At 36.5% G+C, this 2,872-nt stretch carries 4 protein-coding genes; all 4 read right to left on the bottom strand.

Annotated features, from left to right (window positions below):
- Positions 1 to 180: 180 nt before the first annotated feature.
- Positions 181 to 1,374 carry a tetratricopeptide repeat protein gene (locus G3567_RS13100; RefSeq protein WP_164005770.1) on the bottom strand — a complete coding sequence of 398 codons (1,194 nt, stop codon included), beginning with the start codon at positions 1,372 to 1,374 and terminating at the stop codon, positions 181 to 183.
- A 177-nt stretch (positions 1,375 to 1,551) separates the two neighbouring features.
- Positions 1,552 to 1,872 carry a hypothetical protein gene (locus G3567_RS13095; protein ID WP_164005769.1) on the bottom strand — a complete coding sequence of 107 codons (321 nt, stop codon included), beginning with the start codon at positions 1,870 to 1,872 and terminating at the stop codon, positions 1,552 to 1,554.
- Positions 1,869 to 2,126 (bottom strand): hypothetical protein, encoded by a 258-nt coding sequence (locus G3567_RS13090; protein WP_164005768.1) that lies wholly within the window; start codon positions 2,124 to 2,126, stop codon positions 1,869 to 1,871. Before G3567_RS13090 ends, G3567_RS13095 begins: the two co-directional genes overlap by 4 nt.
- A gap of 208 nt (positions 2,127 to 2,334) precedes the next feature.
- Positions 2,335 to 2,872 (bottom strand): glutaredoxin (locus G3567_RS13085; RefSeq protein ID WP_235923602.1); only part of this gene is annotated, 538 nt, incomplete at its 5' end.

Raw genomic sequence — 2,872 nt, 5'->3', positions numbered from 1 at the left:
ACTAATAATGTCTTCATATAATTAGATTAATTACATACAACGGTCAAGTATAAGCGTAGTGCGGGTTTTCGGAGCAATTCATTGTCAGTCTACCGCAAAGTTTCTTAGGAGCAAAAAGGCTCAATTTTAGCTGTTCAGCCCGCATTACGCTTATACAATGTTAGCCAAAGTTTTTCTTCATTAATAAATGTCATCTTTTTTTAACTTCAAGTCTGTTAATTCAATCAATTCTTTGCAAACGGAAGATATTTTCCCACCGCACCATCTGTCGACTACTTTGTATTGACCTAAAGTTTTACCTTCCAAAATCCATTGTGAACCGTCAGTTCCCATCAACCCTGTCTCAACTGTCGGTAAATTCCAAAAATCTATAGAGTCAATTTTGTTTTCAATTAATTTCCAATCTTCCATACTCAGTTTCTTTGATTCACGTTCAATTATTTCGCCTGGTTCATAGCCTCCCGCTCCATCTGAAACTTTCCAATGAATTGAAATGGTGCCATTGTCATTCTCAATTCGTATTACGATTGGGTTGTCAAAAGTTCTTAAGTATGTAAACCGATAAATTTTTGTTGGCAAGGTGTCACATAAAACTGGTTCATCAAGAGCGTTTAAGTGTTCTGAATACCAATTAATCGAAAATAATGCGGATTCGATTCCTGAAACAGAAAAGTCCGAAACATAAGTTATAACATCTACAGAATAAGTTGTCTCCCAATCTTCAGGCAGTCCAACAAAAGAAGAAACTGGGAAGTAAGAGGATTGAAAGTTACTCAATTTCAACTCTTTACTCTTATGGGTTTCTCCTAAATAGTTATATAGTTGAATTAATGGGTATTTCGTTGTTTCCTTAAATCTTTCATCTATCGAACATAGGTCTGTAAAGTAATCAACTGCATTTGTCGCATAGTGGTCTAGGTTGGCTTTTTTCTTGTTGTTTTTAAATTCTTTCAAGAAAAGTTCATAATATATCTTTCCAAGAGAATAGGTAGCTTCAATATTGTCTTTGTCAAGCTGTTTAGCCTTTTTCAAATATTCAATTCGCTGTGTAAATGTCAGTCCTGCAAAATGTGCATTTCTCTCACCGGCTCTAATTAAATATAGCTTAGGATCTTCTGAATTGTCCTTTATTAATTTGTCAAACAGGACACTAATTGAATCGCGTTGATCATTTCTCCCAAAGACTTCTACTAAATAATTAATTGCTCTGCTATATAGTCCATCTTTTTCTAATAAATTATATGCAATGTCCTTTTTATTTCCCCATTTTTCTCCTGATTTATAAAAGCTCAGCTCATGTTCTAATTCTTCCACAGTCTGTGAGAAAGAATTAAAAAAGAAGAAGGTCAATATAATTATCAGTGTTGGTTTCATTACTCTGCTGTCGTCTTTTAAATTTTGGCTAACGGCCCTGGCTATGGCAAGTGCGGGATTTTGAAACCGAATCTTTGGCCGCCAGACCGAATTTTATTTTGTTGTAATATCTTCATTTCTAAGCAGTCGCCCCGCATTTGCTATAGCCGATGTTGGCGTGTCGTGCTCTTTTCCTTTTCACCATTGCTTTTCTATGCTCTTCAAAGAGTCATTCTCGAAAATGAGTAAAACTCGTTCAATTCCAATTGTGTCTGTCTCAAAGTCCATGTATTCATAAAGTCTATGGTCCTTAAGAATATTCTCAATTTCTTGTTTGGTTTGGTCAGTTTGTCCAACAATTTGAATGATTGATTCTAAGTCCGATTCCGTGTCAGAGTATCCTTCTTTCATGTATGTTAATGTCACTGCTTGGTCAATAACTGAGTAAAGTCCAATTACTGCCGTCACAATCAGCAGAAGTAGACAAATCCAAAAAGCTATTTTCCATTTATTTCTCATCCTTCTTCAGTCCATTTCTTTGTTTCGGATCTGTAGATTTTGGACTCTCCAACACCCAGTCCGTACCAAACCATGTAAGTCGTGTCACTTGTTAGTTGATAAAATGAAAGGTGCATTTGAGTGTCGTCTAACCCTATTTCAGTCACATTTTCTGGAAGTCGTCCTTTTTCCTGTTTGAACTTCTCAACTTTCTCGATTATTAGTTCAGCATGTTCTTGTCGTTCACATAGAAAATCGCAACAAGAAGTTGTCATTAATATTAAAGCAATTGTTAATATTTGAAAAAGTCGTTTCATTTTTTTTTGCATGCACGCCAACGGCCCTGGCTATGGCAAGTGCGGGATTTTGAAACCGAAACTTTGTCCGCCAGACCGAATTTTATTTAGTTGTAATATCTTCATTATTAAGCAGTCAGCCCGCATTTGCTATAGCCGATGTTGGCATTAGTTTTTTCTTTCTTTTTCATTCAGGTTCGTTCTCTAAAACCCAAGGTAGATGACAGTCGAACTCAATTTGAACAAGTCCGTTCTTTTCGTTGAATGGAGTCAGTGAGTTGTCATATCGAAATCCTAAGCTAAAGTTGTCAGTAATTTTAGTCATTTCAAAAGTGTGTCCACCGTTTTGAAGTGGTACAGTACAATCTTTGCCCTTAAAATCTCCTTTGAATTGAAACCACCCATTGTAATAGTGAAGTCCGTTTTCAAGTCGAGCAAACTCGCTCACGTCAATCTCTTTTTTGTAGTCAACTCCTAGTTCTCTGAACAATTTCTTTATTTCGTCAGGGAAAGCGGTCTCTCGCTGTGCAATGAAGTTTTTACAATAGTCGCAACCGCAACTCTCTGCTCCTGAATGTTCAAAGTCGTTATAGGTCTGTTCAGTTGTCTCTTTGTCCGAATAGAGTTCCCAATCACGATATTTTACTTGGGTTTCGTTCATTTTTAAATTAATGCCAACGGACTTGGCTATGATTTCGTTGCGGAAAAATCCGCAGGATTCTTTC

The sequence above is a fragment of the Psychroflexus aurantiacus genome, from assembly GCF_010820555.1.
Classification (GTDB): Bacteria; Bacteroidota; Bacteroidia; order Flavobacteriales; family Flavobacteriaceae; genus Psychroflexus; species Psychroflexus aurantiacus.
Note: the sequence above shows the minus strand (reverse complement) of the source record. Positions and strands in the feature narration are given on the sequence as shown.

Excerpts from the sequence above, each read along its gene's own strand:
- G3567_RS13100 (WP_164005770.1), bottom strand. The coding sequence starts at position 1,374 with ATGAAACCAACACTGATAATTATATTGACCTTCTTCTTTTTTAATTCT.
- G3567_RS13095 (WP_164005769.1), bottom strand. The coding sequence starts at position 1,872 with ATGAGAAATAAATGGAAAATAGCTTTTTGGATTTGTCTACTTCTGCTG.
- G3567_RS13090 (WP_164005768.1), bottom strand. The coding sequence starts at position 2,126 with ATGACAACTTCTTGTTGCGATTTTCTATGTGAACGACAAGAACATGCT.